We start from the raw sequence: 25,654 nt of genomic DNA on the forward strand, positions 1-25,654 counted from the left end.
TTGACCCTGAGAGACGTCAACAACAATACGGTGAGTGGTCAAACCGTGACTTTCGCAACCTCGTTGGGGGCTATAAACACCGCGACAGAAACGGTGGCAGGTTCCGGTATTTATACGGCCACTCTGACTGCGGGTACGCAGGCGGGTACAGCGAATATCACCGTTAAGGTGAATAGCAATCCGCTGAGTAATACCGCGACGGTGACGTTGAACGGTGATAGCAGCAAGCTTGACCCAGCCAAGTCTACCTTGATCGCTAACCCGGTGAGTATCGTAGCGAATGGGACGGCGACCTCGGTGGTGACCTTGACCTTGAAAGATGTCAACGACAATACGGTGAGTGGTCAAACGGTGACTTTCGCAACCTCGTTGGGGGCTATAAACACCGCGACAGAAACGGTGGCAGGCTCCGGTATTTATACGGCCACCCTGACCGCCGGTACGCTTGCCGGTAAGGCTAACATCACCGTTAAGGTGAATGGCAATTCCCTGAGCAACACTGCGACGGTGACGTTGAACGGTGACAGCAGCAAACTTGACCCAGCCAAGTCTACCTTGACTGCTAACCCGGTGAGTATCGTAGCGAATGGGACGGCGACCTCCGTGGTGACTTTGACCCTGAAAGACGTCAACGACAATACGGTGAGTGGTCAAACCGTGACCTTCGCAACCTCGTTGGGGGCTATAAACACCGCGACAGAAACGGTGGCAGGCTCCGGTATTTATACGGCCACCCTGACCGCGGGTACGCTTGCTGGTAAGGCTAACATCACCGTCAAGGTGAATGGCAATTCCCTGAGCAACACTGCGACGGTGACGTTGAACGGTGACAGCAGCAAACTTGACCCAGCCAAGTCTACTTTGACTGCTAACCCGGTGAGTATCGTAGCGAATGGGACGGCGACCTCCGTAGTGACCTTGACGCTGAAAGACGTCAACAACAATACGGTGAGTGGTCAAACCGTGACCTTCGCAACCTCGTTGGGGGCTATAGATACGGCGACAGAAACGGTGGCAGGCTCCGGTATCTATACGGCGACCCTGACTGCCGGTACGTTGGCGGGTACGGCGAATATCTCCGTCAAGGTGAATGGTAATACCCTGAGCAAAACCGCGACGGTGACGTTGACTGCCGATCCATCTACTGCTGCAATCACCGCTTTGACTTCTACTGTACCTAAGGTTGCGGTGGCAGTAGTCACGGATAGTGGTAACAACCCAGTTCAAGGTATGACAGTCACATTCAGTGTGCCGGGTGGCAGTGGCGTATCTTTTGTCTCGGGTAATACCGCAGTCACTGATGCAACGGGTAGCGCTTCGATCAACTTTACTACTACCGATGCTGGTGCTGTTACTACGCTTACCGCGACGGTGACGAATAGCAGTAATCAAGTAAGCAGTAAAACTTTGAATATTGAGGTAGCGCCAAACTTTGCTAAAGCAACGGTGGATACCCAATTGAACTCTTCACCGTCACTGTTTGGTATCGCAAGTGGTTTCCCGACAACAGGGTTTACCAATGCGACCTTCCAGTTGGCACCACATGGTAGTACTGCGCAAAACAGTAATTATACCTGGACGAGTAGTCAGTCATCTGCCGTGTCAGTGTCTAATACTGGGGCCGTGACAATGGCTTCACAACCTAGTGGTGAGGTGACGATTACTGCTGAATGGAAGAGTGATACGTCAGTGGTCTTTACCTATAAGTTCACGGTTAAAACATGGATTTCCTATGTTTACAATGGGATATCCTCAGGTTCGGCGGATATTGCTACCCTCAACTGTATTAACAGTGGTTATGCAAGGATACCGACGATGAATGAAATGTTACTAACCACACCAGCCAGTGGTAATGGGCAAAGAGGGCTCGGCGCTGTTTGGGCTGAATGGGGTAATCTGGCGAACTATCCTGGTTCAGGTTTCCCGGGGGCCCAACAGCGGATCTGGGTAAAAACAGATTCAGGATCAGGTCAAGTTATGGTGACAACAGGAAATGTCTCCACAGCAATTCCTGCGATCTTGGCCTGTATGAAGTAACAGGATTGACGATGTTTAGCCGCCCTTACCAGGGCGGCTAATACTGAATATCAACAAAATTAGGGTATTGGAAATAAGCAGGCGAACTTACTAAGTTCGCCTGTTTTTGTAATCAAGACTCTAAACTGCTACTCCATTGAACTTGGGTATAGTCACCAAAGAACCCTTGGGGTCACTTCAGCTTACAATTTCTGGTACCAAGGCAATTCGCCCATACGCAGATGAGTACAGCCGAACGGGATCATAATAAGTTCGGTTTCCTCTCCTTGCACAGATAGCGGGCTCTGTGGTGGTGCGCTGGCGAGACAAGGTACGGCAGACTGCCAGTTGGGCAATTGAGTACCTTTGATCCGCATGGTGGATGGCGGGTTCTCTCGGCTAAAGGGGATGGCCCCCGGTATCGCCAAGGTGACCTCGACACTGCTGGGGTCGATTGCCCAGTTCCACGCTGAGGTGGGTGTCACGCTGTAGTCACAGTGCGGAAACTCACGGTACGGCTTATCGCTATTGATGCGTTGCCATTCCTCTTCCAGCGGCAGGGCATAGACCAATGGACCATAGCTGAGGGCCAGCGCCCCTTGCTCACGAGATTCTTGCTGTAACTGGAAGTCGAACTCGATGTCGATTTGATGGCAGCCTTGCCAGTTGCGCTGTATCACTACCTCTTGCCGCGCTCCGCTACTGAAAACGGCACCATCTAGCCGGATAACTGTCCGTTCTGACCAAGACGGAATGCGCAGGCGCACGGCAAAGTCAGCATCGTTATCGCACTCGAGTGTGATGCACACACGGTTTGCGAAGGGGTAGTGGCTGTTATTGATGACCTTGACCGCTTGCCCTTTGAGCTGGGTGGTGAACTCGAGGGGGATATAAGAGACCGCGACCAATTCCTCTGCACTTTGTAACCAGGCATGGGTAGCAAATTTGGGCAACCCCTGATGATAGTTTGAGGTACAGCAGCCGAAGTGCGGCATCAAACCGTAGGTATTGGCATCAGGGTCATTGGTATTCCATGGCATATCGGGGTCAACCACGCAGGCAACCTGGTTGACCTGCTGGTTATACTGGTGCGCCCACATATCCCGGGTGAAATAGCCCGGCAAAGCGTTAAAGGCGATCTTCTCAAGACGATCGGCAAAACTGAGATCCCCATAGATGGTGATCAGTTGCTCCAGCGAGTACATATACTCTACGGCGGCACAAAGCTCGGTACCGCGTAATGGGCTCTTACCTGCCAGGCATTCGTCACCGGTGAAGGTCCCCACAGCGGTACCATGGTGGCGATCCAGTTGGTTGATAAAGTCATAAGGTGTTTGCCGATCACGCGCTTCACCGGTCAATTTCCACACCAAAGCATAAGCCTTGACAGCCATGGCATTGTTGACCACATGGCTCATAAAGTTCCACGCCCCTTTGGGTGTGGCTTCAGTACAGGGCCAGGCAGCAATGAAGCGCTGCCAGTTGAACCCTTGTGCCTCCAGCTTGACACAGAGGTCCAACAGCCAAGGAGCCGGTTGGCGTTCATAGAGCCAGAAGATGGCAATAAAGGACTCGAACCAGCGGGCTTGACCCCAGTCGAACAGTGGGGTCCAGTTGATAGCGCCCTCTATCTTGCGCAGGGCCCGTTCCACGGCAGCTTCAACCCGCGCATCTTCGGTGAAGGCGTGGTATTCGATCAGCATTTTAACTGCCAGAAACTGAGCCCAGATATCGTATCCTTCTTTGGCTTCTGGATTGACCGTGTTGGCGTTCTTTGGGCCAAGCCAGCCATCTTCCTGCTGATGGTTGAGGATATAATCGACATAGCCAGTGATACGTGCGATTAGCCCCTCATCACCGCTCAACCAGGCAAGCGGAATGCTACCGTCGAGCCAATAGGGCGCACGTTCCCACCCTTCGGAATCGCCCCCGAACCAGGCGCTATCTTGTACATCGGGCCAGAATTGGTCGAGATGACCACTCATGCCGTTGCACTGGATGGCTAATTGGTCACGTAGCCAACCGAGCGGCTGTAATTGATGCAATGGAATACGACTATAGGCGTTCGCTGTAATCATCAGGATGCACCTTTGATATCTGACGGGCCCGATGGGGATTTACCAGACACTGAGCCCTTGAAGAACAGCATAAAGCTTACAGCTACTAGCAAGTTGAATGCGGCAAAGGCGATCATAATGCTACGCCAGTCACGAATGCCATCATGAGTAAAGAATGCGTCGATCATCCAACCACTGGCGAAGCCGCCGAGTGTTCCGCCGACACCGATAATCATCACCTGGAGCAGGCCTTGTGCCGTGGCCTTCATGCCGTTATCAACGTTGGTTTCGAGAAATAGGGAACCAGCCAGGTTGAAGAAATCGAAGGCGACGCCCCAAACCAGCATGGAGAGGATGATCATCCACCACAGCTCGCCGGGGTTACCAAAGCCGAGCAGCAACCAGCGGGCAACCCAAGCCAGCATACTGATGAGCATCACGGTTTTCACGCTGTAGCGAGTCAGGAAATATGGCACGAGCAACACAAAGAACATCTCTGACATCTGGCCGATAGAGACGATCACCGCTGGGAAGCGGATCATGATGCTGTCGCTGTAAAGAGGATTACTGGAAAAATCATGCAAAAAGGTACCGGCATAGGCATTGGACAACTGCATGCTAACCCCGAGCAAGCCGGAGAAGATAAAGAAGGCACCAAACCGTTTGTCGGCAAATAGCTTACCGAAGCTGAGGAATTGTTGTGCGACCGAGCCGGCAGTCGAACCGCTTGGGCGACACTGCGGCATGCTCATGGCGAGCACCGCTACAGCCAACGAAGAGGCTGCTGAAATATAAAACTGAAGGGGAGAGGTCTCTAACCCGGAGAGGCTGGTCAGCCACATGCCGCTGGCAAAGCCCAGGGTACCAAATACCCTAAGGGGCGGATATTCCTTGACGATATTCATGCCAGCTTGGGTCATGACACTGAAGGAGACCGAAAATGCAAGGGAGATGGTCGGGATATAACAGAGCATGTTAACCAGCATCAGCCAGAAGAGCTGTTGTGGCGTTTCCATTTGGGGGACCATAACCATGCTTGCGGCACAACCGAGTTGCAGTATGGCGTAGAGGCGTTCAGCGTTAATCCATTTGTCGGCCACGATCCCTGCCAGCGTAGGCATAAAAAGGGCGGCAATACCAATGGTGGCGAAGATGCTGCCAAATTCAGAAGCACTCCACTGTTTGGTGTGCAGGCAGTATGCACCGACTGATATCAGCCAGCTTCCCCAGGCCAGAAATTGTAAAAATTGCAGCCCTGCAATCTTGATTTTTAGTGGTTTCATATAATGTTACTCATATTATGTATGTGGCTGGGTTGATTGTTTCAGTCTACTTATGACCTGACTCTCTGTTTGTTCCCTGAAAAATGGCCCCAAAGGCATCTATAAGCGGCTAAGCCGGGCTTGGCCTGGGGCAGGCAGTAACGAAGGTGATGGTGGAGATCATCAAGAAAATGCCTAGGAAAATTTTACCTGAGGGATGGTAACTAAACTGTGATGTTGTTTGCAAAAGAGATGTAAGCGATTACAATTTATTGTTAGCCCCTTCCTTTATACCTGCCATTCGCCTCTTTTTATTCTGATTATTACTTTACAAACAGCATGATCACCTAGTATTAATTTAATAAAAACAAGTGGATATATTTTATTGTGCCGAGCATTCACAAAAAGGCTTATATCATAAATGACTTTGGTAACGATACCACCAAGTAAGCGTGATGATAAAACAGACGATGCCATGTTGGTGATGACTTGGGCGTTCACTGAATCCCCGGCGTTTTATCCAGTGAGATGAGTTTTAATGCTCAGCCCAGTAGGGCGAATAGATTGGCTGCCATACCCTGGCATTATCGTAGATACTCGCTGCCATCACCTATGCGCTTATTTCAATATGGTTTGAGCGAATATTCTGGCGGGTTGCGTAAAATTGCGTGGCGAATAGCTCTGTCCGCAGCAGAAAATGCAGCGCCTAGTGCAAGCGCAACCATGGATTCGCCAGTTTTATTGGCTGTAATAGGCGGATAGCGCGGAAACTGATACACAAAATTAGCCAAAGCAGACTAAAAAGATTTATCATCCCTATAGCTCGGCATGCTATTACTGAAACTTCACTGATTTTGTCAAATAAACTTATTTTTATCCATGTTTATTCAAGCTGCAGGAGGATAGTAATAGAGTGGTAAGTTGAATGGTCTGAAAGATCGGTTAATCACCGGTTTGAATATTACAATGTTACATCATTAGGGTAAATTAACAGGGAAGTGATTCCTGGCCTATTTAAAAACCACTTTCACTACTAACGAGTACGAGGCTAATTAATCCAATAACTTGATAGGGAATACTAGACTCACAAGTACACCTGCAACTTGATATATAACGGATATATACATATACAGGTGACACTATGTTTAATATTTATAGTACTAACTATCTATCCCTAAGTAATGAGGTGTTCGAAGACTTATCTATGTTAAGAAAGACCACATTTAAAGATAGATTGCAATGGGCAGTGACTTGCTCAGAAGACAAAGAAATTGATCAGTTTGATAATGAAAGGGCGAACTATATCTTTGGGGTTGAACAGGATATGGTTATATGCGGAACCAGGATTATTGATATGAAAGATAGCAATATGTTAGACAGTACATTTTCATCGTTTTTTAATAATGTAACAATCCCAGAAGGAAGTTATATTGAATCCACACGATTCTTCGTCGATAAAAAAAGAAGCCGCACCCTGTTAGGGAGTCACTTTCCTGTTACTATGGTGCTGTTCCTATCGCTGATTAATTATGCCCGGCTACATCATTATGATGGCATTATTGCCGTTGCAAGTCATTCAATGATGCAAATCATCAAAAGTTCAGGTTGGGATGTTACCGTGTTAGCGACCGGCATGTCTGAAAAGGATGAGCCTGTTTATCTATTACTGGGCAATGTCGATATTAACAGTCAACATAACATAAAGGAAAAAATCAACAGCCGGTATATCATGCCGGATGAAAAAATACTAAGCGATTGGCCGCTGTCATTTGAGCCTTCAATCTAATTAATCAACTGGTTTAATCAGTTGAAGTTCCATCCCTAGACGTATTGCATGCCGAGCATTCGTCACTCCCATTTTCTTAACGATGTTTGCCATATGAAATTTAACTGTAGACATCTTTATACCCAGGATAATCCCGGTCTCTTGATAGGTTTTCCCCATGCTTGACCAATAAAGGATCTCATTTTCCCTCGTGGTGAATTGATACCTGGTTTCACTGTCAGAGAGCTTTTTTTCTGATAACGAGGTTAATGCAAGATACATCTCATGTACTGAGGCTAATAATATTGAAATATCTCCTTTATTTTTGATTAAGGCTTGTGTGACTTCAGCACTGCGCTCTGGCGCAATAATAAAGGATAAAGTAACCAGATTGTTGTTAAAGTCATGTAATACAAAGGTATAGCCATTGGTTACAGAAAATTCACGGGACTTATTAAAGATTTCATGGGATTGATGCCCTGGAGCAATGGGCAGATTTTCATCCCATGAGAATGGAGTCAACCGGTTAAGCGCAGTGATGACAACGGGGTCAGTATATTGCAAGCCTTTTTCTTTATAATGGTTGACCCAATCGCTAGGGTAGTTGGTTACTCCATAGATACAGGACATATCCCTTTTAGATAAAACCACATAGGCCCAGACAAACTCACCAATAGCATTTAATGCTTCTTCAAGGTGCTGTCGAATAATACTACTGACATTATTTTCCTGTTCCATCAATAACTCCCAACTCGTCAAATAGCCCTATGTATACTTGCCTCACCCTCGCTGGACAAGGGCGGAGTGACAAGAAATTTCAGTCGCATCACTCATGTACTTCTAAAGAAAAAGACTTGGAGATAGGTGGCATTCCCCACTAAGGGTATAAAAAACAGTGGATTGTGTCGAGCCCTGACCACTAAAAAGTCAATATCGATTGCCTAAAGCACCGTCTCATAAAAATACATCGTCTATTTTTCCACAACAATAAAAGATAAGCCCTGTATGCGGTCACTAATTGGAATTGCATCTCGAGCACAAGTCAAAAAAACGCTCAAAAAACAAGCATAAACCGAACCGGTACCGATGCAATAAGTACGACGAGTATAGTAGGTTATATTGAAGAGAGATCAATTTTATCCCAAATAGAGCAAAACACTGCATTGCTGCACCGGTTCCAAGGGTGGCTGCCATCCAGTGATACCACCACCTTATTGCAAGTGGCAAGTTTCCTGCCATAGACAAATGTTCAAGAATGCATCTTTGTGAACGGAAAATATGCATTCAGAATGTCTGAGCGCGCTTTATTGAGAATAGGGGGTTGCTAAGGGAAAACTATTGGTACATAATGCAGACCGTGTTGACAGCCAATGTTGTTAAATAACGTTGAGTATCAACAAGTTGAACCAGAGTGTGGAAACCTTTCCTGCTTGTGGTTTCAAGTTAAAACAGATAATTATCAGCTTTAACTTGAAAAAGCAGATGTTTGAAAAAACAAATGCTTGAAGAAGAAATGTTTGAAGAAGTAAAGAGTACCAAGGCGCGTTAACAAAGCGGTTATGTAGCGGATTGCAAATCCGTCTAGTCCGGTTCGACTCCGGAACGCGCCTCCAATTTTCAGCCCGGGTGGTGAAATCGGTATACACAAGGGATTTAAAATCCCTCGGCGGCAACGCCATGCGGGTTCAAGTCCCGCCCCGGGCACCATTTCGAAATCATAGACGCAAAAAGCGTCTATTTTTTTGTCTCAACCTTCTGTTTTTACTCGTTTTCTACGCATCACTAACTCTCCGTAATTCAATACAGTTCAACCTACGTCAAGTTGTTTATGAGTACACATTTGAGTGTATACTCAAGTTCAATGTAGTTGCTTGACAAAACGCAGGGCGTAGTGAACAGCGTTTGTGCTTGCCCGAAGGGTGAAGCGGCGAATAACTGTAGCCAGCAGGGCTACAGCTTCATTGGTGATGGGCGATACGCTGATTCTGTCATTGGAGACAGTTGAGCTCAACAATCCACGGAACCCCATGTGGAAGAGTGAGCTGCGGTAACACGGTAAATGGTTGCTGACGAATGTGAGGCTACGGCATGAAGGACGTTACCAATAGTGACCAATTGAGCCGTATTGTGATTAACGGCTATAAATCGATTGCTAAATGTGACCTGGAAATGGGTTGTTTAAATGTGTTAATCGGAGCTAATGGAGCGGGGAAGTCAAATTTTATCAGTTACTTGTCTTTCTTATCGGAACAACTCTCCTCTCGTTTGGCGCTTAGGGTTGCTCAGGCTGGTGGGCCTGATGCTATATTGCATTATGGGCGAAATGTTACTGAGAGACTGAGTACTGAAATTCATATCAATGGTTTTTGCTACGAGTCAGTATTAGTTGCATCGAATGACAATCGCTTTTTTTTTGAAAATGAAAGTGTTTTTTCAACAGAATCAGAACATTCAGTAGGAACATTGGGACATCATGAAACAGCCGTAAATCAATTTTACTCACATGGTACAGGGTCTAATAAATTAGACACTGTAATTGATAGCATTCGCTCATGGTGTATTTATCATTTCCAAGACACCAGTCCAAAAGCTAAGGTCAAGCAGATACACCGTATCAACGATAACGACTATTTACGAGAAGATGGTGCTAATTTGGCAGCCTTCTTGTTCCGATTACAGAAAAATCATCCTAGCCACTATCTGCGGATAATTCGTACTATTCGCATGGTAGCGCCTTATTTCGGTGGTTTTTACCTGCGCGCGACACCTGATAACCAAGACAGTATCCAACTTGAATGGACCGAAGAAGGTCACGATATTCCGTTCAAAGCCAGTGAGCTATCGGATGGCACTCTGCGTTTTATTTTGCTGGCAACGGTGCTGTTGCAACCAGAAAAGTTTATTCCCAGTGTCATCATCGTGGATGAGCCTGAACTGGGGCTACACCCTTACGCTATCAACGTATTGGCCGAATTGATAAAAAGCGCCAGCCATAAGCATCAGATGATTATTTCGACACAATCCGTCGAGCTAGTTAATCAGTTTGATGCCGAGGATTTGATCGTTGTAGATAAACACAATGGATCCTCAACCTTTAAACGTTTCGATACTGCGTTATTAAGTGACTGGTTAGAAGATTACAGTCTTGGGGATTTGTGGAAGAAAAACCTGCTGGGCGGGAGACCACAATCATGAGCCGAATATTGGTCTTTGTTGAAGGGCAGACGGAAGAAACGTTTGTGCGTGATCTGTTGGTGCCCTATTTTTCCCTTGTTCGTATTTATCTCACCCCAATCTTGGCACAGACTAGCCCCGGGCATAAGGGCGGGATTGTCAGTTATGGTAAGGTTAAGCATCAAGTAACACGCTTGTGCCGAAAAAATAAAACGGCTTATGTCACTACATTGATGGACTACTACGGCTTGCCTACGGATTTCCCTATGCCAAGCAACCCAGCGCCGAATGCTCATGGTCACGTAGTACAGCTGGAGCAAGCTTTACAGCAAGATATCGATGAGCCTAATTTTATCCCGAATCTACTCTTGCATGAGTTTGAAGCACTGCTCTTTTCTGCACCTGACAAGTTTGGCGCATGGTTGGACGATGACGCTCCAGTGGCGCAACTAAAGAAAATTAGCGCTGAGTTTGCTTCACCTGAGCACATCAATAACAGGCCGCAAACTGCGCCATCCAAGCGGATCATGGCATTAGTGCCAAAATACCAAAAAACGCTGCATGGCCCGTTGATTGCCGAAGATATTGGCTTGGATACCATCCGGGCGCAATGTTCGCACTTCAACAACTGGATAGAGCGTCTTCTGGCGTTAGCTCATTAATCATTTTGGCAATAGGGTGTTTTAACACCCATAAACCACTTCAATTTTACTCCCAAAGCTGCTGCTGGAAATCCCTGAACTTAGCCGGGCTGGAACCTCCCGCAGGCCGGTGGTGTCAGATTTCTATTTAGCCGCCTGCGTGTCAGCCTTGTCCAGCAGAGCCGGAAATAACTCAGTTACTACAGCGAGCGAGCCCCGAGAAAATAAAAAGGTGATAAAGGCTATATTCAAGTTAAATAGTTAGCAGACTGGGGTTGCGTCACGGTAAGTGAGATACGGGCTGTTGGGATAGATGCGTGAGGTGTTGATGGTATATACCCATCAACGATGAAACTTCGGCAGCGGTGTGGATTGCGGTTACTCGTCTCATCCATGAGACTCGCCCCTGACGGGACTACCGCCAGCGGCGTTCAAATCCGCTCGATGCGGATTTGTCGTTCACCCGAATCTTTTACCGCTGTAATCTTTTTGGGGCGGCAGGACATTATTATCCTGATCTCCCGTGGCGGTAATTCCGACAAGTTGACCCGTTTGTTACCGACGCTGCAACGTAAGCAGGTGAAGATTATCAGTGTGACGGAGAATGATCAGTCAGCTATCGCGCAGGTTTCTGCTTTAGTGCTAAAAACACATGTGCAGCAAGAAATCGACTCGCTAAATATGTTAGCAACGACATCCATCGTGTTAGTGCTGGCACTGTTTGATGCCATCTGTGTCTGCCTAATGGCACGGCGTGGTTTTAGCAAAGAGGCATTCCGGGGGCAAAACGTCTGGCATGGTGCTCTGGTGTTCAAAACCGGATTCTGGGTGTTGGAAAGAAGCGGTCATGTAGAAAATAGGTTTACCGTGCTGAATAGCACTGACGCGGCGAGCGCTGAAGCTATTACCATCACGTAAGTTTTCGACATCGTAGATAATGGGTTTGCTGCTATCCCCCGGGCGCAAGAAATAACTGTGGAATGAGTGAATGCCACGCTCGCTAGGGAGGGTCTGCTTGGCAGCATAGAGTGCCTGGCCAACAACTTGTCCGCCAAAGACCTGGCGCAACCCTAAATCTTCGCTTTGGCCGCGAAATAAACCCTCTTCAAGTTTTTCTAATTCCAGCAGGTTGAGCAGATTTTGCAATGCCTACCTCATAGGGTAACAACCTTTTTCATCATCGTTTAAGCAGTGTGTTCAACAGAGGCGCAATTTAAATATAACGCCAGATATTGTTCAGTTTACGCAGTCATAGGTAGCATTGAAGCCATCATTATTCTCCCATCAACTGGTTATTATGCCAATTTCGCCCCCTTAACTAAAGAAATCCCTCAAGTATAGAAACCTTTTTGGCGCGACCCTCATTGCTTGCTGTAACAAAAGTGAAACATAAACTTCACATAGGTTCTCTTGCATCACTGTTTGGGAGTTATGGAGATATGCAGACACAACAACTACAACACTTCGCGCAGATAGCTGAGTCTATCACTGATCAGACCCGCCAGCTGCTTAAACAGGAGCGCCAGCGTTATCTCTACGGTGGGCGGGAATTTGTCACTAAAGATGATCTTAGCCCGGTGACGGTGATTGATCAGCAAGTCGAGCAACTGATACGTGAGCAATTAACCCAGGCTTTTCCTGGCCACGGCATCCTGGGTGAAGAGTATGGCGCTGAGGCTCAGAATGAAGAGTGGGTGTGGGTGATTGACCCGATTGATGGCACTAAGCAGTTTATTGCCGGGGTACCCGTCTACGGCACCTTATTGGCGTTATGCCACCATGGTCGCCCAGTGATAGGGATCATCGATATTCCGGCAGTGGAGGAGCGTTGGGTGGGCATTGCCGGGCAACCCAGTACCTTGAATGGCCACCCGATCCGCACCCGCTCTTGTCAACAACTGGCTGATGCTTTGATGTCTACCAGCAATACTGAGCCAGTTCTTGCCGAACATCGTCCAGGCTACAACCACCTGTTGAGTGCCAGCAAATGGCGGATCTACGGTGTTGCTTGCTATGCCTACGGTTGCCTTGCCTCGGGGCGTATCGATCTGAGTGTCGATAGTGGCGGTATGCGTGAAGTCGATTACTGCGCCATGGTACCCATCATCGAAGGGGCTGGCGGCAAAATTACCGACTGGTATGGCGAACCTTTGACCATGTATTCCCAATCGACGGTTGTCGCCGCCGGCGATCCGCAGCTCCATGCACAGGTACTGGATGTGCTCGCTAGCTACCCAGCATCTTTCTAATCCTGGCGTCTGCGCCTTAATGATGGGTGAATATAATGATTAAATGGATAAAGTCAGCACCGGAACAAGCGGCAGCCCTAGACAGTGAGCAGGTCAACCGTACTTATCGCTACTGGCGTATTCATATCATGTTGGGTATGTATGTAGGCTATGCGGTGTACTATTTTACGCGCAAGAGTTTTACTTATGTTATGCCGGATATGTTGGCGGATCTTGGGTTGACCAAAGCGGATGTGGGTTTAATGGGCACCCTGTTTTACTTTATGTACGGTGCCTCGCGCTTTATTTCTGGCGTGATGAGTGATGCCTCTAACCCACGTTACTTTATGGGCATTGGCCTGATCCTGACCGGTGTGATCAACATTCTGTTTGGTTTCAGCTCCTCGCTGTTGGCATTAACGTTGTTCTGGCTGTGTAACGCCTTTTTCCAGGGCTGGGGCTGGGCACCTTGTTCCAAACTACTGACAACCTGGTACTCACGTAATGAGCGGGGCTTCTGGTGGGCTATCTGTAATACTTCCCATAATGTGGGGGGAGCGATTATTCCACTACTGGCAGGGGTGCTGGCGGTTAATTATGGTTGGCGTTACGGCATGATAGTGCCAGGGGTGATCGCCATTCTGGTGGGGTTTTTTATCTGCTTTCGTTTGCGTGATCGCCCTGCTTCAATGGGATTACCCACCGTAGGCCACTGGCGTGCGGATGCATTGGAGCTAGAGCAGGAACATAAAAGTGAGCGATTACCGATCTGGGAAATCTTAAAACGTTATATCTTTACCAATAAATATATCTGGTTATTGGCCATCTCTTATGTCTTTGTTTATGTGGTACGCATCGGTATCAATGACTGGGGTAATCTCTATCTGGTAGAGACCCATAACTATCAGTTAGTGAAAGCAAACTCTGCTTTGACCATGCTGGAGATTGGTGGTTTTCTCGGTACCCTCGTTGCCGGTTGGGGATCGGATAAGTTATTTGCAGGTAATCGCGTACCGATGAATATCATTTTTATGATTGGCATCTTCGTCAGTGTTGCCTTGTTGTGGTTGTTGAGTGTCGACAGCTATTTCCTCAATGCCGCCTGTTTCTTCTTTATCGGCTTTTTTATCTTTGGGCCACAGATGTTGATTGGCATGGCAGCCGCAGAGGCAGCGCATAAAGATTCTGCTGGTGCCGCCACTGGATTCGTTGGCGTCTTTGGCTATCTGGGGGCGGGGCTTTCTGGCTGGCCGTTGGCGAAAGTGATGGAAACCTGGAGCTGGGACGGCTTCTTTACTGTGCTATCAGCCACAACCTTGCTGTCTGCGCTACTGTTGCTGCCCTTGGTGGTTAAGCCCAAAGCGTATACCAAGCGTTCCCCGGCAAGTTCATTGAACAGCTGAGCAGTAAACCCTCTTGTGTATTGGCAGGAGGGGGTTATGTTTGCCGCATGAAGCTGGCAAAAATCCGTTGGGTTATGAAGGAAAGCAGAGCCAAGCATTGGCGATGAATTTTTTCTTAATATGGTGTAAAAATGTTTTATAGCATGGGGTTGTGCCATCAGCCCCTTGCGATTGTCATCACTGTGACTTCGTATCACTTGTTATTAGAGTGCGGGGTATTCCGATCGTAATAAATTTCATGCATCTCTTTCCAAAGCATGTTGGTGATTTTTTGTTGTTCCTCTGCACTCAGCTCATCGGGTTGTGCGTTGAACAGATAGTGTTTCAGATCAAAATTTTTCAACAACATTTTGGTGTGAAACATGTTCTGCTGATACACATTCACATCCGTCATATGATAGAGCTCTTTAATATCCTCAGACATAAAGTTTTGGATAGAATTAATCTCATGATCGATATAATGCTTTACCCCGTTTACATCGCAGGTAAAACCACGAACAAGATAATCGATGGTGACAATATCGGAATCTAACTGGTGGATCAGATAGTTCAAGGCCTTAAGGGGGGAAATAACGCCACAGGTAGAAACCTCAATATCGGCGCGAAATGTACACCCCCCCTTCTGGATGGCTTTCCGGATAAGTGTGTATGCAAATATGGCTCTTATCTAAATGAGCGACCAGGGCATTGGGGAGTGGTCCCGGGTGCTCCGAGGTATCCATATCTTTGGGATCTACGGGTTCTTCACTGACCAGAATAGTTACACTGGCACCTTGTGGATCAAAAAGAGTTTCACCAGGCCCGATAGGGTCGGTGCAGTCAGAAATAATGACATCAAATTTCTCATTGGTTTGATTGACAAAATTGACTCCGTCATCGATAACCAGTTTGAAACGTGGGTCATCATAAGATCCCGCATGGTGATTAGGTAAGTACTGGCGGCAAAACTCTACTACCCTTACTGGCGGTACATCCCGGCGGGAATGTGGGCATAGAATTACGCAAGCAGTCATAAGCGGCATAGGGCAACCAAAAAATGCATTAAGGTGTAATGCCGACCATTTAAGGTTCAGTTGCACGCTCCTTGCACGGTGAGAAGATCCGGAACAGATTTCGTTTCCGGGTTTTTTATGCATAGTGCCTTCCCAAGCATTTGACCTTATTTCTCAATTCAACCTGGCAGAAAATTCTTTGCCTGCTAAAACAATGACGCTCACGGTGCTAAGGTGATTAGTTGGTGCTTCATAAGGGGGCTGAAGCAGTGGGTGGTGATTTTGCCACCCTGCGCGCTTATCCGTACAATACAGCCCCTGATGAGTTAAACCTAAAATTGCAAGGATGTCGGTATGGAACTATCGTCACAGCACCAAGGGGTTATACCTTCAAGGGCCGCAGAGCATCTGTGTCGAACCCTCCCGGTATTAATGAACGCCTCATCAGAAAGCAGCAGGCTGTCGCCAACTGCGTACCAGCAAATCCTCATCTATTGTGGCGTGCGGCCGGATATTATAGGTTGGCGCCGCTTTCTTAGCGTGTTTCTCGCCTTGCTTGGGCTTTTGGCTCTGGTGGCTGGGGCGATATTTTTCATCGCCTGGAATTGGGTCGCCATGCCGAAAATGGCAAAATTTGCCCTGATTGAATTACTGATTTTAGCGCTGGCGGTGGTGGTCTGGTGGCGCTGGTATGATGCCTTATCTCAGATGGCATTACTCGCCGTGGGGCTGAGTTTTGGCGGGTTATTTGCGCTGTATGGGCAAGTCTATCAAACCGGCGCCGACAGCTGGGAGTTGTTCCGCGCTTGGGCTTTTGTGCTGTTGCCACTGGCACTGATTGGCCGGCAAAATGGCTTGTGGCTCTGTACTTGGGCCATCGCTAATCTGGCATTTCAACTTTACCACTCCAGCCAGACAACGCCCCTTTTTGACTATTGGATGGCCGATTTCACCCTGCCTGGCTACCTCGCTGTGCAGGGGTTATGCCTGATGGTGCGTGAAGCATTGGCTGAATATGCCAGTAAGAAAGAGCCGACTAGCTGGTTGGCCAGTCGCTGGCTGCCCCGGGTGATAATGGGCTACCTGCTGCTAAACATAACCCCGCTGATTAATCAGGCACTTTGGAACTGGCAAGGCTCCTACACCGCTATAATGGTGCTCATTCTGTGGGGAGCCACGCTACTGGCTGGCTATTTCTATTACCGATATCGTCGTCCAGATCTCTGCATGCTGACATTGGGTGTTATTAGCTTGATGGTCGTTGGCTGCGTATTGCTGACGCAAATGTTCGACAGTAGATGGGATATCGGCACGCTGTTTGCGATAGGTCTCCTGATGGCGCTATGGCTGGTTGCAGGGGGCGCACTATTATTGCATTGGCGGCGTGAGTTGTATCACCGCCACGAAGTGGATGTCGCACAAAACGAAGTCGCCAGCTTGTTGCAGGAACTCCGCCAGCAGCAATTGTTAAATGATGATCAGCTTGCCGAGGTGGGGCAAATCGATCATTCGCATCATTTGCCGTGGTATTTACGTGCTGCGTTGGCAGTCGGTGGCTGGTTTGCTGCGATAATCATTCTTTTTCTGTTGGCATTACTACTGTTTGTCACCGACATGCTTGATTCGTTAAGTGGCGGCGGGCTGATTATCTGTTCATTAATTATCGCCATCCCGGCGGTGGCGCTGTTACGGGCTCCGGATATTGGCAAGCACCAGATCGGCCTGGCATGGGCTATTGCCGCAACCTTTGGATTATGCTTCGGTGTTTCTTTACTACTGGATGATTTAGGTTGGAACAGCAACCTTATGATTAGTTTGCTGGGGTGTCTGCCAATACTGGCCGTAATGGCATGGGTCATGCCGGATGCAATGTATCGTTTTATGGCCGTTGCCGCTTTCATCGTCACGTTGATCTTGCCTTTGAGTGTCCTGGCCAGTACGCATTTACCGCAAGAGATCGCCATTGGGATTATTGCTTTGTTGATCGCCGGGGTGGTGGCAATCTGGCTGTGGGTGATCGCGCGGCAAAATATCTGGCAAGCAGCCCACAATCAGCAAACGGCAGCAATTGCGCCACTGTTGTATGGTATTCCTGCCGGCATGATGTTGTTGTGCTTTAGCAGCATTAACTACTCTCTTGTTGATGATCTTTTCTGGCATTCATTCTTTCATGCCTCTTTGCCGCTGATGGTAGGTATCGGTATCGCTGCTGGTTTAATCAGCGCGGCATTGCTTCAGGTCTTCAGATTCCCATCATCAGCCTCGGTAGTTTATCTCTCTGCCGCACTGTTTTGTGGTGCTATCGCCATTTTTTCCCCAGGGATTGGCTTCGGGCTGGCATTATTGTTGGCAGCACGCTACCAGGGCAGTAAAGGATTGTTGGTGGTTACCGGGTGTTTCTTTATGCTTTATCTTATCGGCTGGTATTACTTTCTCGGTGTCACATTGCTGCAAAAATCACTGTTGCTGTTAGTCAGTGGTCTGCTTTTACTGGGGCTGGCCTTGGCCGCGAAAAAGTTACTACAGGTTAAAACCGGAGAGAGTCATGCAAACTAAAAGCGTGATGAAGTGGCTAATGGCCGGCATAGTCCTGCTGGTGCTGATTATCGTCAACCTGTCTATTTATCAAAAAGAACGGTTACTGAAACATGGCACGGTGGTGATATTAGAGTTGGCCCCGGTAGATCCACGTTCGCTGATGCAGGGCGATTATATGGCACTGAATTATGCGTTAAGCCGCCAGCTTCTGCATGATGGGGTGCAGCAGAGCCTAGATTGTCAAAATGACGCCACCCTCTGCACTGAACCGGTAAACCGTGAGAAAATTGTGGTTGAGCTTGATGCTCAACATCGGGCGGTTAACGCCAGTTTCTACCGGGGTCAACCGCTGAAAGCCCAAGAGGTGCTGATGAAATATCACCTGTCTAATGGTTGGTTGAATATTGGCACGCCAAGTTACTTTTTTCAGGAAGGGGATGGCGAACGTTTTGCCGATGCCCGTTATGGCGAATTTCGCGTAGGCCAGGATGGCACCGCAATATTAACCTATTTGCTCGATGCTCAGGGAAAGCGCATTCTTCCTTGATTAGCCGTGTTTACCGTTTAGTTGAGCTTTAATTTTACGCTTTAAGCACAGGTACAGTGTTCACTACCATGCATATAGTGCCTTGATGAATGCTGCGGTTCGTCAGGTCATGATACACCAGGGGTTTGGCTATCGCTTATCGTACTCTAGCCGGGTGGGCAAATAGCGCGTAAGGTTAGAAATATAACAGAACCGACTAGCGCTGATAGGTGCAGTATTCTATATTCATTTAACTTTATGATATATGCGGTAGTTCTCTGCTAAACCTGTGCTAAAATCTTTATAGCTGACAGCGTGTTATGCAGTCATGCCACTCGATAAAGCAAAATTCGCCCAGAGGAGTCAGATTCTGGTCTGAAAGCGGTAGGGCCCCACCTTGTTAAGGGGGGATATCAATCCTGTATAAGAATTAAATTGTGTGGAGATAGGTATGGAGACGAAATTTAACGATTTAAAGGCGAAGCATTTACAATTGGTTACTGCTCAGCTGCAGCTTCGGAATAACTTGCAGGAGAAAGCATCTGTACTTGTACAGGAGTATTTTAAGTCGTTGTCTTTGCCAGCAGATCGTTGGTTTATCGCGCAAAATGAACCACGGGCTTATGTGGAAATTGGTGTCTTGAATGCGAAGGGGGAGTTTGAGTCTGCCTATCTACCAAGATTACAATTAGACAATAATTATCGACTGAATTTTCTCATCGTCACTACGTTAGATGATACCCCAATAACCGGTGGCTATCGCCATGGTGTCAGTATTTCACTTTATTATGAAGGTCCTAAGCTGTATGCGGTGGTGGGCGTTGGTGATGATGCTTCTACTTGCGAAGTAGCGTCAGTACCAGAAGACTTTGCAGAAGTTTGTGAAGCGATTAAATCGCTGATTATCTCCGGTATTGAGAAATCGATGCCAAAAGCTGTTTTAGAGTAAATAGACCTCAGTTCATTCAGGTTGCAGATCGTTGGCGAAGTGTACTGAGCTAACTTTTCTGCAGCTTGAATGGCGTTAATATTTAGTTTTTGTTTTTCATATTTTGCCTCAAGTAACTCACTGTACGCTGCTAACTCACTCCGGCAGCACCGCTACCAGGAATGAGCTCAGTTTCACAAACGCATGTTGCTGAAGATTCCAGTGAGGTTATTCAGGAGCGCCAGAACGTGCGTGAGCACAAAATAAGAATAGGATAAATTTCCAAACGGCCAAAGAGCATAGTTGCACACATCAACCATTTTGCTGGTGAACTTAAGACCCCAAAGCCAGCGGCCGTTTCACCGATTCCCAATCCCATATTGTTAATACAAGCCGCGACGGTGCCAAAAGAGGTCATCAAGTCGTAGCCCATCGAGTTTAACGCCCATATAAAGAAACAACTGAAAAAGATATAGAGAAAGAAAAAACTCCATACTGAACGTAATACGCGATCGGGTATCGGGGAACTGCCCACTTTGATGATATGAACTGCATTGGGATGTAATAACTGATGGAGTTCACGCCGACTTTGTTTGTACATGATCAAGAAGCGCAGAGCCTTGATTCCGCCACAAGTCGAACCGACGCAACCACCAAAGAAACTGGCTGCCAGTAGTAAAATCACTGTGTTGGAGGGGAGGGTGGCATAATCCCCGGTTGCCAAGCCATTGTCGGTCATCATTGAGGCGGTAAGAAGAAAACCATGGACGACGGCTTCTAGTGATGGGTACCTGTCTGAATTCACTAACTGAGTGCAGACAATCACGGCAATCGTCGTAAAGATAAATAAAAAGAAACGTAATTCAGTGTTTTTAAATAATGGCATCAAGCTGCGGCGTTGGGCGGCCACAAAGTAAAGCGTAAAGTTGACTGCTGAAAGTAGGGAGAAGACGCCCGCCACTATCTCTACTGGCGCACTGCTAAAATAGCCCAAGCTCTCGTTGCGGGTGGAAAACCCCCCCAGTGAAATCGTAGAAAGGGCATGGCACAAAGCGTCAAACCATGGCATACCTGCAATACGGAATGACAAGGCACAAAGCAAGGCAAGCAGCATATAGGTTGACCACAGGGTTTTAGCCGTATCGGTCAGCCTTGGCGTGAGCCGTTCTTCTTTAAATGGGCCGGGCATTTCAGATTGGTATAGCTTACTGCCCCCTATCCCCAGCAGCGGTAATATTGCCACAGCTAAGACGATAACCCCCAAACCACCGATAAAATTGAGTTGAGCACGGTAATAAAGAATAGATTTCGGGACCTTATTCAGGTCACTGAGAACTGAGGCACCGGTGGTGGTGATACCAGAGACACCCTCAAACATCGCATCAGTAAGGCTGATATTTAGTGTGTTATCTATCCACAATGGCAGCGCACTTATCAGAGAGAAGAATACCCAGAACAGTACAATGATTAAAAAACCATCTTGGGTATGCAATTGAACTTTTTTCTGGCGCGTTATCTGCCAGCATAGCCCGCCGACCAAACTGGAGATGATCAACGTATAAAAAAATGAAAACAGGCTCTTCTCTTTATAAATGAGAGCAATGAGCATCGGCGGGATCATGGAAAGGCTATAGAGCAAAACTAAAAAACTGCATAAGTTAATAACGATTAATGTTTGCTTTTTATTGACCATAGTTTTATGCGTATTACGTCAGTGGCAGTTGAACACCATTTATGAGCCTTGCGCTGAAGGATAATGCAACTGATGTGAAAAGTATAAAGATTTAGAGGTTCAGAGCGAAACATCCACCATTCGCTCATTGTTATCAGTGGCGGTTGTTAATCTGGCGGGGTGATGTTGCGGGCAGATGTTGCTGGCAATGTCGGCAGCCAAGCTGCAGGGAATAGGCTTTAACGAAACCCCCTGCAGTTGGCGGTATAACCCATATATCGTCATAGTCAGGTCATGGTGAGCAAGCCGTTGCTAGTCAGTGGTAATTTTCACCCCAACTCTGCTGATTTGGTTGGCGTCCATCTCTGCGATGGTCCAGGTTAAACCCGACCATTCCACCTGATCACCGATGACCGCTTCCCCGCCGATCTGTTGGGCAATAAACTGCCCAAGTGTTTGCTGTTCGTCGATCTCCGCTGGAAAACTAAGGCCGTAGATCTGCGATATATTACTCAGCAGGGCATCAGATTGTAGAACAAAGTCACCAAAGAAACGGTCATCAAGGGTGACACTCGGCGCCTGACTGAATAGTTTACCCAGTGCAGGTAAATTGTGTTCGTGGCCAATGACACACAACACATCACCTTGCTGCAAGCGGGTACTGCCGGTTGGATGCAGCCATTCATTATCACGAAATAATACCGCGATATGCGTCCCCTGGGGCATTTTCAGTTCACGTACTGCCGCCCCAATGCACCAGTTTTCGGCGGTTAAGTGGTAAATAAATTGTTCCCATTGGTTTTCGAGATCAATATCCAGCCCGACGCGGGAAGAAGGCGCCAATGTAGGGGGAATAACCACTTTAGCTTTTTTAGCGGCTAAGGAGAGTGTAGAGCCTTGCAACAGTAGCGAAACCAATACCACAAAGAAAGCGACGTTAAAGAATAGGCTGGCGTTGGGCAGGCCAGCCATCATAGGGAAGACCGCCAGGATCACGGGAACGGCGCCACGCAGCCCTACCCAAGAGATAAACAGGCGCTCACGCAGGTTAAAGTTGCGAAACGGCAGTAAACCGGTAAACACCGAAATGGGGCGGGCAAACAGGATCATCCACAACGAGAGAAGCAGCGCCGGGAGGGCAATGGGCAGCAGCTCCCGTGGATTAAGGAGTAACCCCAAGACCAGGAACATACCAATCTGGCTTAGCCAGGCCAAGCCATCGAATGTTTGCATAATGCCGTGATAGTTGCGAATCGGTCGGTTGCCGAGCATTAAGCCACACAAATAGACAGCCAGAATACCACTACCATTGAGTGCGGTGGTCAACGCAAAGATCAAGATGCCGCCACTCACCGCCAGCAGGGGATATAGCCCTTCAGCGAGTTTGATGTGATTGATTAACGTCAGCAATAACCAGCCACCACCGAGCCCGAATATCACCCCCAGAGCGAACTGCTGCAATAATTGAACCAGGAATAGCCAGCTAAACGAGGTTTCTCCGGCAGAAATCATGGCGATGAGTGCGATGGTGAGAAACACTGCCATAGGATCGTTGCTGCCAGACTCAATTTCCAATGTTGCATTGACGCGTTCGTTCAGTCCTTTGCCATCTAACATGGAAAATACGGCGGCGGCATCGGTAGAGCCAATAATGGTGCCAATCAATAACCCTTGGATCAGGTCGATATTAAACAACCAGGCTGCAGCCAGACCTGTGAGCCCGGCTGTGATCAGAACCCCCACTGTCGCTAATGACAAGGCGGGCCACAGTGCCACACGGAATGAACTGACACGAGTGCGCATACCGCCATTAAGCATTATGACGGCTAATGCCAGGTTACTGACCAGGTAGGCAATAGGATAATTGTCAAAAATGATGCCACCAGGGCCATCAACGCCAGCTAGCATGCCAATTGCCAAAAAGATTACCAGGATCGGGATGCCTAAACGAGATGAGAAAGAGCTAAGAAGAATGCTTGCGCCCACCAACACTGCACCGATGATGAACAAACTGTTGATTGTACTCGCATCCAAGATAATATTCTCCTGCAAAAAGGACTAAGAGAGGGGGCTAATAGAGCAGCATAATAGCCTGTTTTACCAGTAAAGTGCCAAGGATGATTGTAAAAATTAGGTGTATTTATTGCCTATTTACCTATTATTTTATTTGAAAAGCATAAAATGAGCATGTTTATTATTTTTATCAATAATTATCAATTGGATATATTTACATGAGTGTATGGATTCAAGCGGCATTGAGAGGCGATAAACGAACTTGAATCGAGACCAATATCGGTGGAATTGAGTTACGCGACTCATCAATGAGCCGCGTAACGGCAAGCGCTAGCTTGAATAGGTCTGACTATCAGCAATCAAGCATCAGTGGTTGAATTAGGGTCACTATTACTTTGTGTATTCGCTAGCATCCGGCGAATTGGTACGATGAGCAGCATAAGAACCGCAGCACAAATAACCAGAGCAATGGAGCAACGAGCAAACAGGGTAGGCAACAGGTCTAATTGGTCGGCTTTCACATGGCCACCAATCAGGCCAGCGGCTAGGTTGCCAAGTGCACTGGCACAAAACCACAGGCCCATCATTTGGCCACGCATTCTTTCTGGTGCCAGTAATGTCATGGTTGCTAACCCAATCGGGCTTAAACAGAGCTCGCCTAACGTCAGTAATAGAATACTGCTTACCAGCCACAGTGGGGATACACCAGCGCCTTCATGACTGAGTACTTGTTGTGCCGCCAGCATCATCACCCCAAAGCCTGCCGCAGCAAATAAAATGCCGATAACAAACTTGGTAATGCTGCTAGGGCGAATCATGTTGCGTGCCAATGCTGGCCATAGCCAACTGAACACCGGGGCCAGCAAAATAATAAACAGTGCATTAATAGACTGGAACCAGACCGCTGGAATTTCGAAATCACCGATCATTCGCTGGGTATAATCTTGGGCGAATAGATTGAATGAAGTTGGCTTCTGTTCAAAAGCAGACCAGAAAAAAGCCGCAGAGAGCAGCAGGATAAAACAGACCAGCAGCCGCGCCCGCTCGCTACGGTTCATATTGGCAAAGAAAAAAAGATAGATAAAATATAATGTTACCGAGGAAGCAATCACATAAACCAAGGTGCTGGCAATGGTCACCGGGTTAATGGTGATGATGCCTTGTGCCAGTAGTGTGGCGACCAATGCGATAGCGGCGGCGAATACCACAATCCAGCGGCCGACACCGCGTTTTTTTGTTACTGGCTGATTCCAGGTTGAGTCCAGACCACCTTCACTGTCATAACGCTTCATAGCAGGTACGGCAAATAGGCGGAAGATAACCAACGCAACCAACATGCCAATACCGCCAATACCAAAGCCCCAGTGCCAACCGTGTGAGCGAAGTAACCAGCCTGTCATCAACGGGGCAATAAAAGAGCCGATATTAATACCCATATAAAAGAGAGAAAAACCACCGTCACGGCGGGCATCCCCTTGTTTGTAGAGGGTACCGACCATCACCGAAATACAGGTTTTGAACAAGCCGGAACCGAGCACGATAAACATCAAGCCGATGAAGAACAGGTCATTACCCATAATGGCTGACAAGGCAATGGAGAGATGCCCCAGTGCGATTAGAATCGAACCATACCAGACCGCTTTTTGCTGGCCGAGCCAGTTATCGGCCAACCAACCGCCCGGTAATGCGGCCAGATACATGCTGCCAGCGAAGATACCGACAATTGCCGAAGCATTTTCTCGTGCTAACCCCATCCCACCGTCATAAACGGTGGCGGCCATAAACAGGATCAGTAGTGGGCGAATGCCATAAAAAGAGAATCGTTCCCACATCTCGGTGAAAAAAAGCGAACGGAGTGGATAGGGGTGGCCGAAAAAGGTTCGGCTTTGTTGTTGATTAACAGAGGATTGCATAACGTTATTCCAGGGTAATGTATTGCACAAGGGAAGCGAATATTGTTGTAAATCTGTTGGTGCTCAAGTTATAGCATAGGCGACGGTATGGCGAATTTCACCTCGCCATTGGCCGGATGTTCGATATAGGTGATTATTTGTTGATACTTCACGTAGGGAAGTTACTACTACAGACGGTGCTACTACAGGCTATGTCACTACAGACTATACCTCTACAGACTATACCTCTACAGACAAGACAAGGCCTCAAACCCAGCAGATGTGGTAGTGATAGCCACATGAGTCACTTCATAATGGGCTACCGCATTAAATGGATCTTCTGCCAGTATTTTATCCAACTGTGCTCGCTCAATCTCTTTAACCAGGATCACACCACCGGTACGGGGATTTTTACGACCCGAAGCCATAAAGATCCCTTGCGCAAAATAGCGTTTTAACCAAGCGACATGCTGTTCAAGGTACCCGTCAACTTCTTCAATTGGGCGGTGGTAGGTCAGGCTGATGATGTACATGGTGTTTCCTTTTG

Annotated in this window: 16 protein-coding genes, 2 tRNA genes and 4 pseudogenes; 12 read left to right on the forward strand and 10 right to left on the reverse strand. The window is 47.6% G+C overall.

Annotated features, from left to right (window positions below):
* On the forward strand, window positions 1–2,037 hold a 2,037-nt coding region (locus AC2A06_RS16215; RefSeq protein ID WP_484380953.1), incomplete at its 5' end, for an invasin domain 3-containing protein.
* 182 nt (window positions 2,038–2,219) lie between these two features.
* On the opposite strand, the gene AC2A06_RS16220 is transcribed toward AC2A06_RS16215, so the two are convergent.
* Both AC2A06_RS16220 and AC2A06_RS16225 read right to left on the reverse strand, forming a co-directional pair.
* Window positions 2,220–4,094 (reverse strand): beta-L-arabinofuranosidase domain-containing protein, encoded by a 1,875-nt coding sequence (locus AC2A06_RS16220; RefSeq protein WP_484380954.1) that lies wholly within the window; start codon window positions 4,092–4,094, stop codon window positions 2,220–2,222.
* Window positions 4,094–5,356 (reverse strand): MFS transporter, encoded by a 1,263-nt coding sequence (locus tag AC2A06_RS16225; protein ID WP_484380955.1) that lies wholly within the window; start codon window positions 5,354–5,356, stop codon window positions 4,094–4,096. The genes AC2A06_RS16220 and AC2A06_RS16225 overlap by 1 nt, the downstream gene beginning before the upstream one ends.
* A 1,120-nt stretch (window positions 5,357–6,476) precedes the next feature.
* On the opposite strand from AC2A06_RS16225, the gene AC2A06_RS16230 reads away from it, so the two are divergent.
* Complete coding sequence (locus AC2A06_RS16230; RefSeq protein WP_484380956.1) at window positions 6,477–7,121, forward strand: acyl-homoserine-lactone synthase; 645 nt, start codon at window positions 6,477–6,479, stop codon at window positions 7,119–7,121.
* Here the strand turns inward: AC2A06_RS16230 and AC2A06_RS16235 are convergent, their stop codons facing one another.
* Window positions 7,122–7,838 (reverse strand): helix-turn-helix transcriptional regulator, encoded by a 717-nt coding sequence (locus tag AC2A06_RS16235; protein WP_484380957.1) that lies wholly within the window; start codon window positions 7,836–7,838, stop codon window positions 7,122–7,124.
* An 801-nt stretch (window positions 7,839–8,639) separates the two neighbouring features.
* Here AC2A06_RS16235 and AC2A06_RS16240 point away from each other — a divergent pair.
* From AC2A06_RS16240 to AC2A06_RS16260, 5 genes and pseudogenes are all read left to right on the forward strand, one after another.
* Window positions 8,640–8,713: transfer RNA gene (locus tag AC2A06_RS16240), tRNA-Cys, on the forward strand.
* Between the two features lie 7 nt (window positions 8,714–8,720).
* Window positions 8,721–8,807, forward strand: a tRNA-Leu gene (locus tag AC2A06_RS16245).
* 381 nt (window positions 8,808–9,188) lie between these two features.
* On the forward strand, window positions 9,189–10,295 hold the full coding sequence (locus tag AC2A06_RS16250) for an AAA family ATPase (RefSeq protein ID WP_484380958.1): 1,107 nt from the start codon (window positions 9,189–9,191) through the stop codon (window positions 10,293–10,295).
* On the forward strand, window positions 10,292–10,936 hold the full coding sequence (locus tag AC2A06_RS16255; protein ID WP_484380959.1) for a DUF4276 family protein: 645 nt from the start codon (window positions 10,292–10,294) through the stop codon (window positions 10,934–10,936). Before AC2A06_RS16250 ends, AC2A06_RS16255 begins: the two co-directional genes overlap by 4 nt.
* 465 nt (window positions 10,937–11,401) lie before the next feature.
* Window positions 11,402–11,686, forward strand: a pseudogene (locus AC2A06_RS16260) (SIS domain-containing protein); the annotation flags it as partial.
* Here the strand turns inward: AC2A06_RS16260 and AC2A06_RS16265 are convergent.
* Window positions 11,672–12,061, reverse strand: a pseudogene (locus AC2A06_RS16265) (acyl-CoA thioesterase domain-containing protein); the annotation flags it as partial. The pseudogenes AC2A06_RS16260 and AC2A06_RS16265 overlap by 15 nt on opposite strands.
* A 293-nt stretch (window positions 12,062–12,354) precedes the next feature.
* Here AC2A06_RS16265 and AC2A06_RS16270 point away from each other — a divergent pair.
* Together AC2A06_RS16270 and uhpC are read left to right on the forward strand one after the other, a co-directional pair.
* A complete protein-coding gene (locus AC2A06_RS16270; protein WP_484380960.1) occupies window positions 12,355–13,164 on the forward strand; it encodes an inositol monophosphatase family protein in 810 nt (269 codons plus the stop codon).
* A 35-nt stretch (window positions 13,165–13,199) separates the two neighbouring features.
* Window positions 13,200–14,546, forward strand: coding sequence for an MFS transporter family glucose-6-phosphate receptor UhpC (gene uhpC, locus AC2A06_RS16275; RefSeq protein ID WP_484380961.1), 1,347 nt, complete (start codon window positions 13,200–13,202; stop codon window positions 14,544–14,546).
* A gap of 193 nt (window positions 14,547–14,739) precedes the next feature.
* Here uhpC and speD read toward each other — a convergent pair.
* Together speD and AC2A06_RS16285 are read right to left on the reverse strand one after the other, a co-directional pair.
* Window positions 14,740–15,331: pseudogene (gene speD / locus AC2A06_RS16280) on the reverse strand (adenosylmethionine decarboxylase); the annotation flags it as partial.
* Window positions 15,329–15,502, reverse strand: a pseudogene (locus tag AC2A06_RS16285) (spermine/spermidine synthase domain-containing protein); the annotation flags it as partial. The pseudogenes AC2A06_RS16285 and speD, both read right to left, overlap by 3 nt.
* Window positions 15,503–15,892: 390 nt before the next feature.
* Here AC2A06_RS16285 and AC2A06_RS16290 point away from each other — a divergent pair.
* The 3 genes from AC2A06_RS16290 (at window position 15,893) to AC2A06_RS16300 (ending at window position 19,551) form a co-directional block, all read left to right on the forward strand.
* On the forward strand, window positions 15,893–18,094 hold the full coding sequence (locus tag AC2A06_RS16290) for a DUF4401 domain-containing protein (RefSeq protein ID WP_484380962.1): 2,202 nt from the start codon (window positions 15,893–15,895) through the stop codon (window positions 18,092–18,094).
* Window positions 18,084–18,623, forward strand: coding sequence for a GDYXXLXY domain-containing protein (locus AC2A06_RS16295; protein WP_484380963.1), 540 nt, complete (start codon window positions 18,084–18,086; stop codon window positions 18,621–18,623). The genes AC2A06_RS16290 and AC2A06_RS16295 overlap by 11 nt, the downstream gene beginning before the upstream one ends.
* Before the next feature lie 430 nt (window positions 18,624–19,053).
* Window positions 19,054–19,551 (forward strand): hypothetical protein, encoded by a 498-nt coding sequence (locus AC2A06_RS16300; protein ID WP_473197577.1) that lies wholly within the window; start codon window positions 19,054–19,056, stop codon window positions 19,549–19,551.
* A 211-nt stretch (window positions 19,552–19,762) separates the two neighbouring features.
* Here the strand turns inward: AC2A06_RS16300 and AC2A06_RS16305 are convergent, their stop codons facing one another.
* The 4 genes from AC2A06_RS16305 to AC2A06_RS16320 all read right to left on the reverse strand — a co-directional run bounded on the left by AC2A06_RS16305 (window position 19,763) and on the right by AC2A06_RS16320 (window position 25,640).
* Window positions 19,763–21,223 carry a TrkH family potassium uptake protein gene (locus AC2A06_RS16305; protein ID WP_484380964.1) on the reverse strand — a complete coding sequence of 487 codons (1,461 nt, stop codon included), beginning with the start codon at window positions 21,221–21,223 and terminating at the stop codon, window positions 19,763–19,765.
* A 291-nt stretch (window positions 21,224–21,514) separates the two neighbouring features.
* Window positions 21,515–23,236: a potassium/proton antiporter gene (locus AC2A06_RS16310; RefSeq protein ID WP_023490747.1), complete on the reverse strand. Its 1,722-nt coding sequence runs from the start codon at window positions 23,234–23,236 to the stop codon at window positions 21,515–21,517.
* Between the two features lie 338 nt (window positions 23,237–23,574).
* Window positions 23,575–25,128: a peptide MFS transporter gene (locus tag AC2A06_RS16315; protein ID WP_484380965.1), complete on the reverse strand. Its 1,554-nt coding sequence runs from the start codon at window positions 25,126–25,128 to the stop codon at window positions 23,575–23,577.
* A 227-nt stretch (window positions 25,129–25,355) separates the two neighbouring features.
* Window positions 25,356–25,640, reverse strand: coding sequence for a YciI family protein (locus tag AC2A06_RS16320; RefSeq protein ID WP_023492576.1), 285 nt, complete (start codon window positions 25,638–25,640; stop codon window positions 25,356–25,358).
* Window positions 25,641–25,654: the final 14 nt, after the last annotated feature.

It is taken from the genome of Serratia sp. HNCC26DJ244 (genome assembly GCF_057180565.1).

What these genes read in the sequence shown, in the direction of transcription:
- AC2A06_RS16220 (WP_484380954.1), bottom strand. Translation starts at nt 4,094, where the DNA reads ATGATTACAGCGAACGCCTATAGTCGTATTCCATTGCATCAATTACAG.
- AC2A06_RS16225 (WP_484380955.1), bottom strand. Translation starts at nt 5,356, where the DNA reads ATGAAACCACTAAAAATCAAGATTGCAGGGCTGCAATTTTTACAATTT.
- AC2A06_RS16230 (WP_484380956.1), top strand. Translation starts at nt 6,477, where the DNA reads ATGTTTAATATTTATAGTACTAACTATCTATCCCTAAGTAATGAGGTG.
- AC2A06_RS16235 (WP_484380957.1), bottom strand. Translation starts at nt 7,838, where the DNA reads ATGGAACAGGAAAATAATGTCAGTAGTATTATTCGACAGCACCTTGAA.
- AC2A06_RS16250 (WP_484380958.1), top strand. Translation starts at nt 9,189, where the DNA reads ATGAAGGACGTTACCAATAGTGACCAATTGAGCCGTATTGTGATTAAC.
- AC2A06_RS16255 (WP_484380959.1), top strand. Translation starts at nt 10,292, where the DNA reads ATGAGCCGAATATTGGTCTTTGTTGAAGGGCAGACGGAAGAAACGTTT.
- AC2A06_RS16270 (WP_484380960.1), top strand. Translation starts at nt 12,355, where the DNA reads ATGCAGACACAACAACTACAACACTTCGCGCAGATAGCTGAGTCTATC.
- uhpC (WP_484380961.1), top strand. Translation starts at nt 13,200, where the DNA reads ATGATTAAATGGATAAAGTCAGCACCGGAACAAGCGGCAGCCCTAGAC.
- AC2A06_RS16290 (WP_484380962.1), top strand. Translation starts at nt 15,893, where the DNA reads ATGGAACTATCGTCACAGCACCAAGGGGTTATACCTTCAAGGGCCGCA.
- AC2A06_RS16295 (WP_484380963.1), top strand. Translation starts at nt 18,084, where the DNA reads ATGCAAACTAAAAGCGTGATGAAGTGGCTAATGGCCGGCATAGTCCTG.
- AC2A06_RS16300 (WP_473197577.1), top strand. Translation starts at nt 19,054, where the DNA reads ATGGAGACGAAATTTAACGATTTAAAGGCGAAGCATTTACAATTGGTT.
- AC2A06_RS16305 (WP_484380964.1), bottom strand. Translation starts at nt 21,223, where the DNA reads ATGGTCAATAAAAAGCAAACATTAATCGTTATTAACTTATGCAGTTTT.
- AC2A06_RS16315 (WP_484380965.1), bottom strand. Translation starts at nt 25,128, where the DNA reads ATGCAATCCTCTGTTAATCAACAACAAAGCCGAACCTTTTTCGGCCAC.
- AC2A06_RS16320 (WP_023492576.1), bottom strand. Translation starts at nt 25,640, where the DNA reads ATGTACATCATCAGCCTGACCTACCACCGCCCAATTGAAGAAGTTGAC.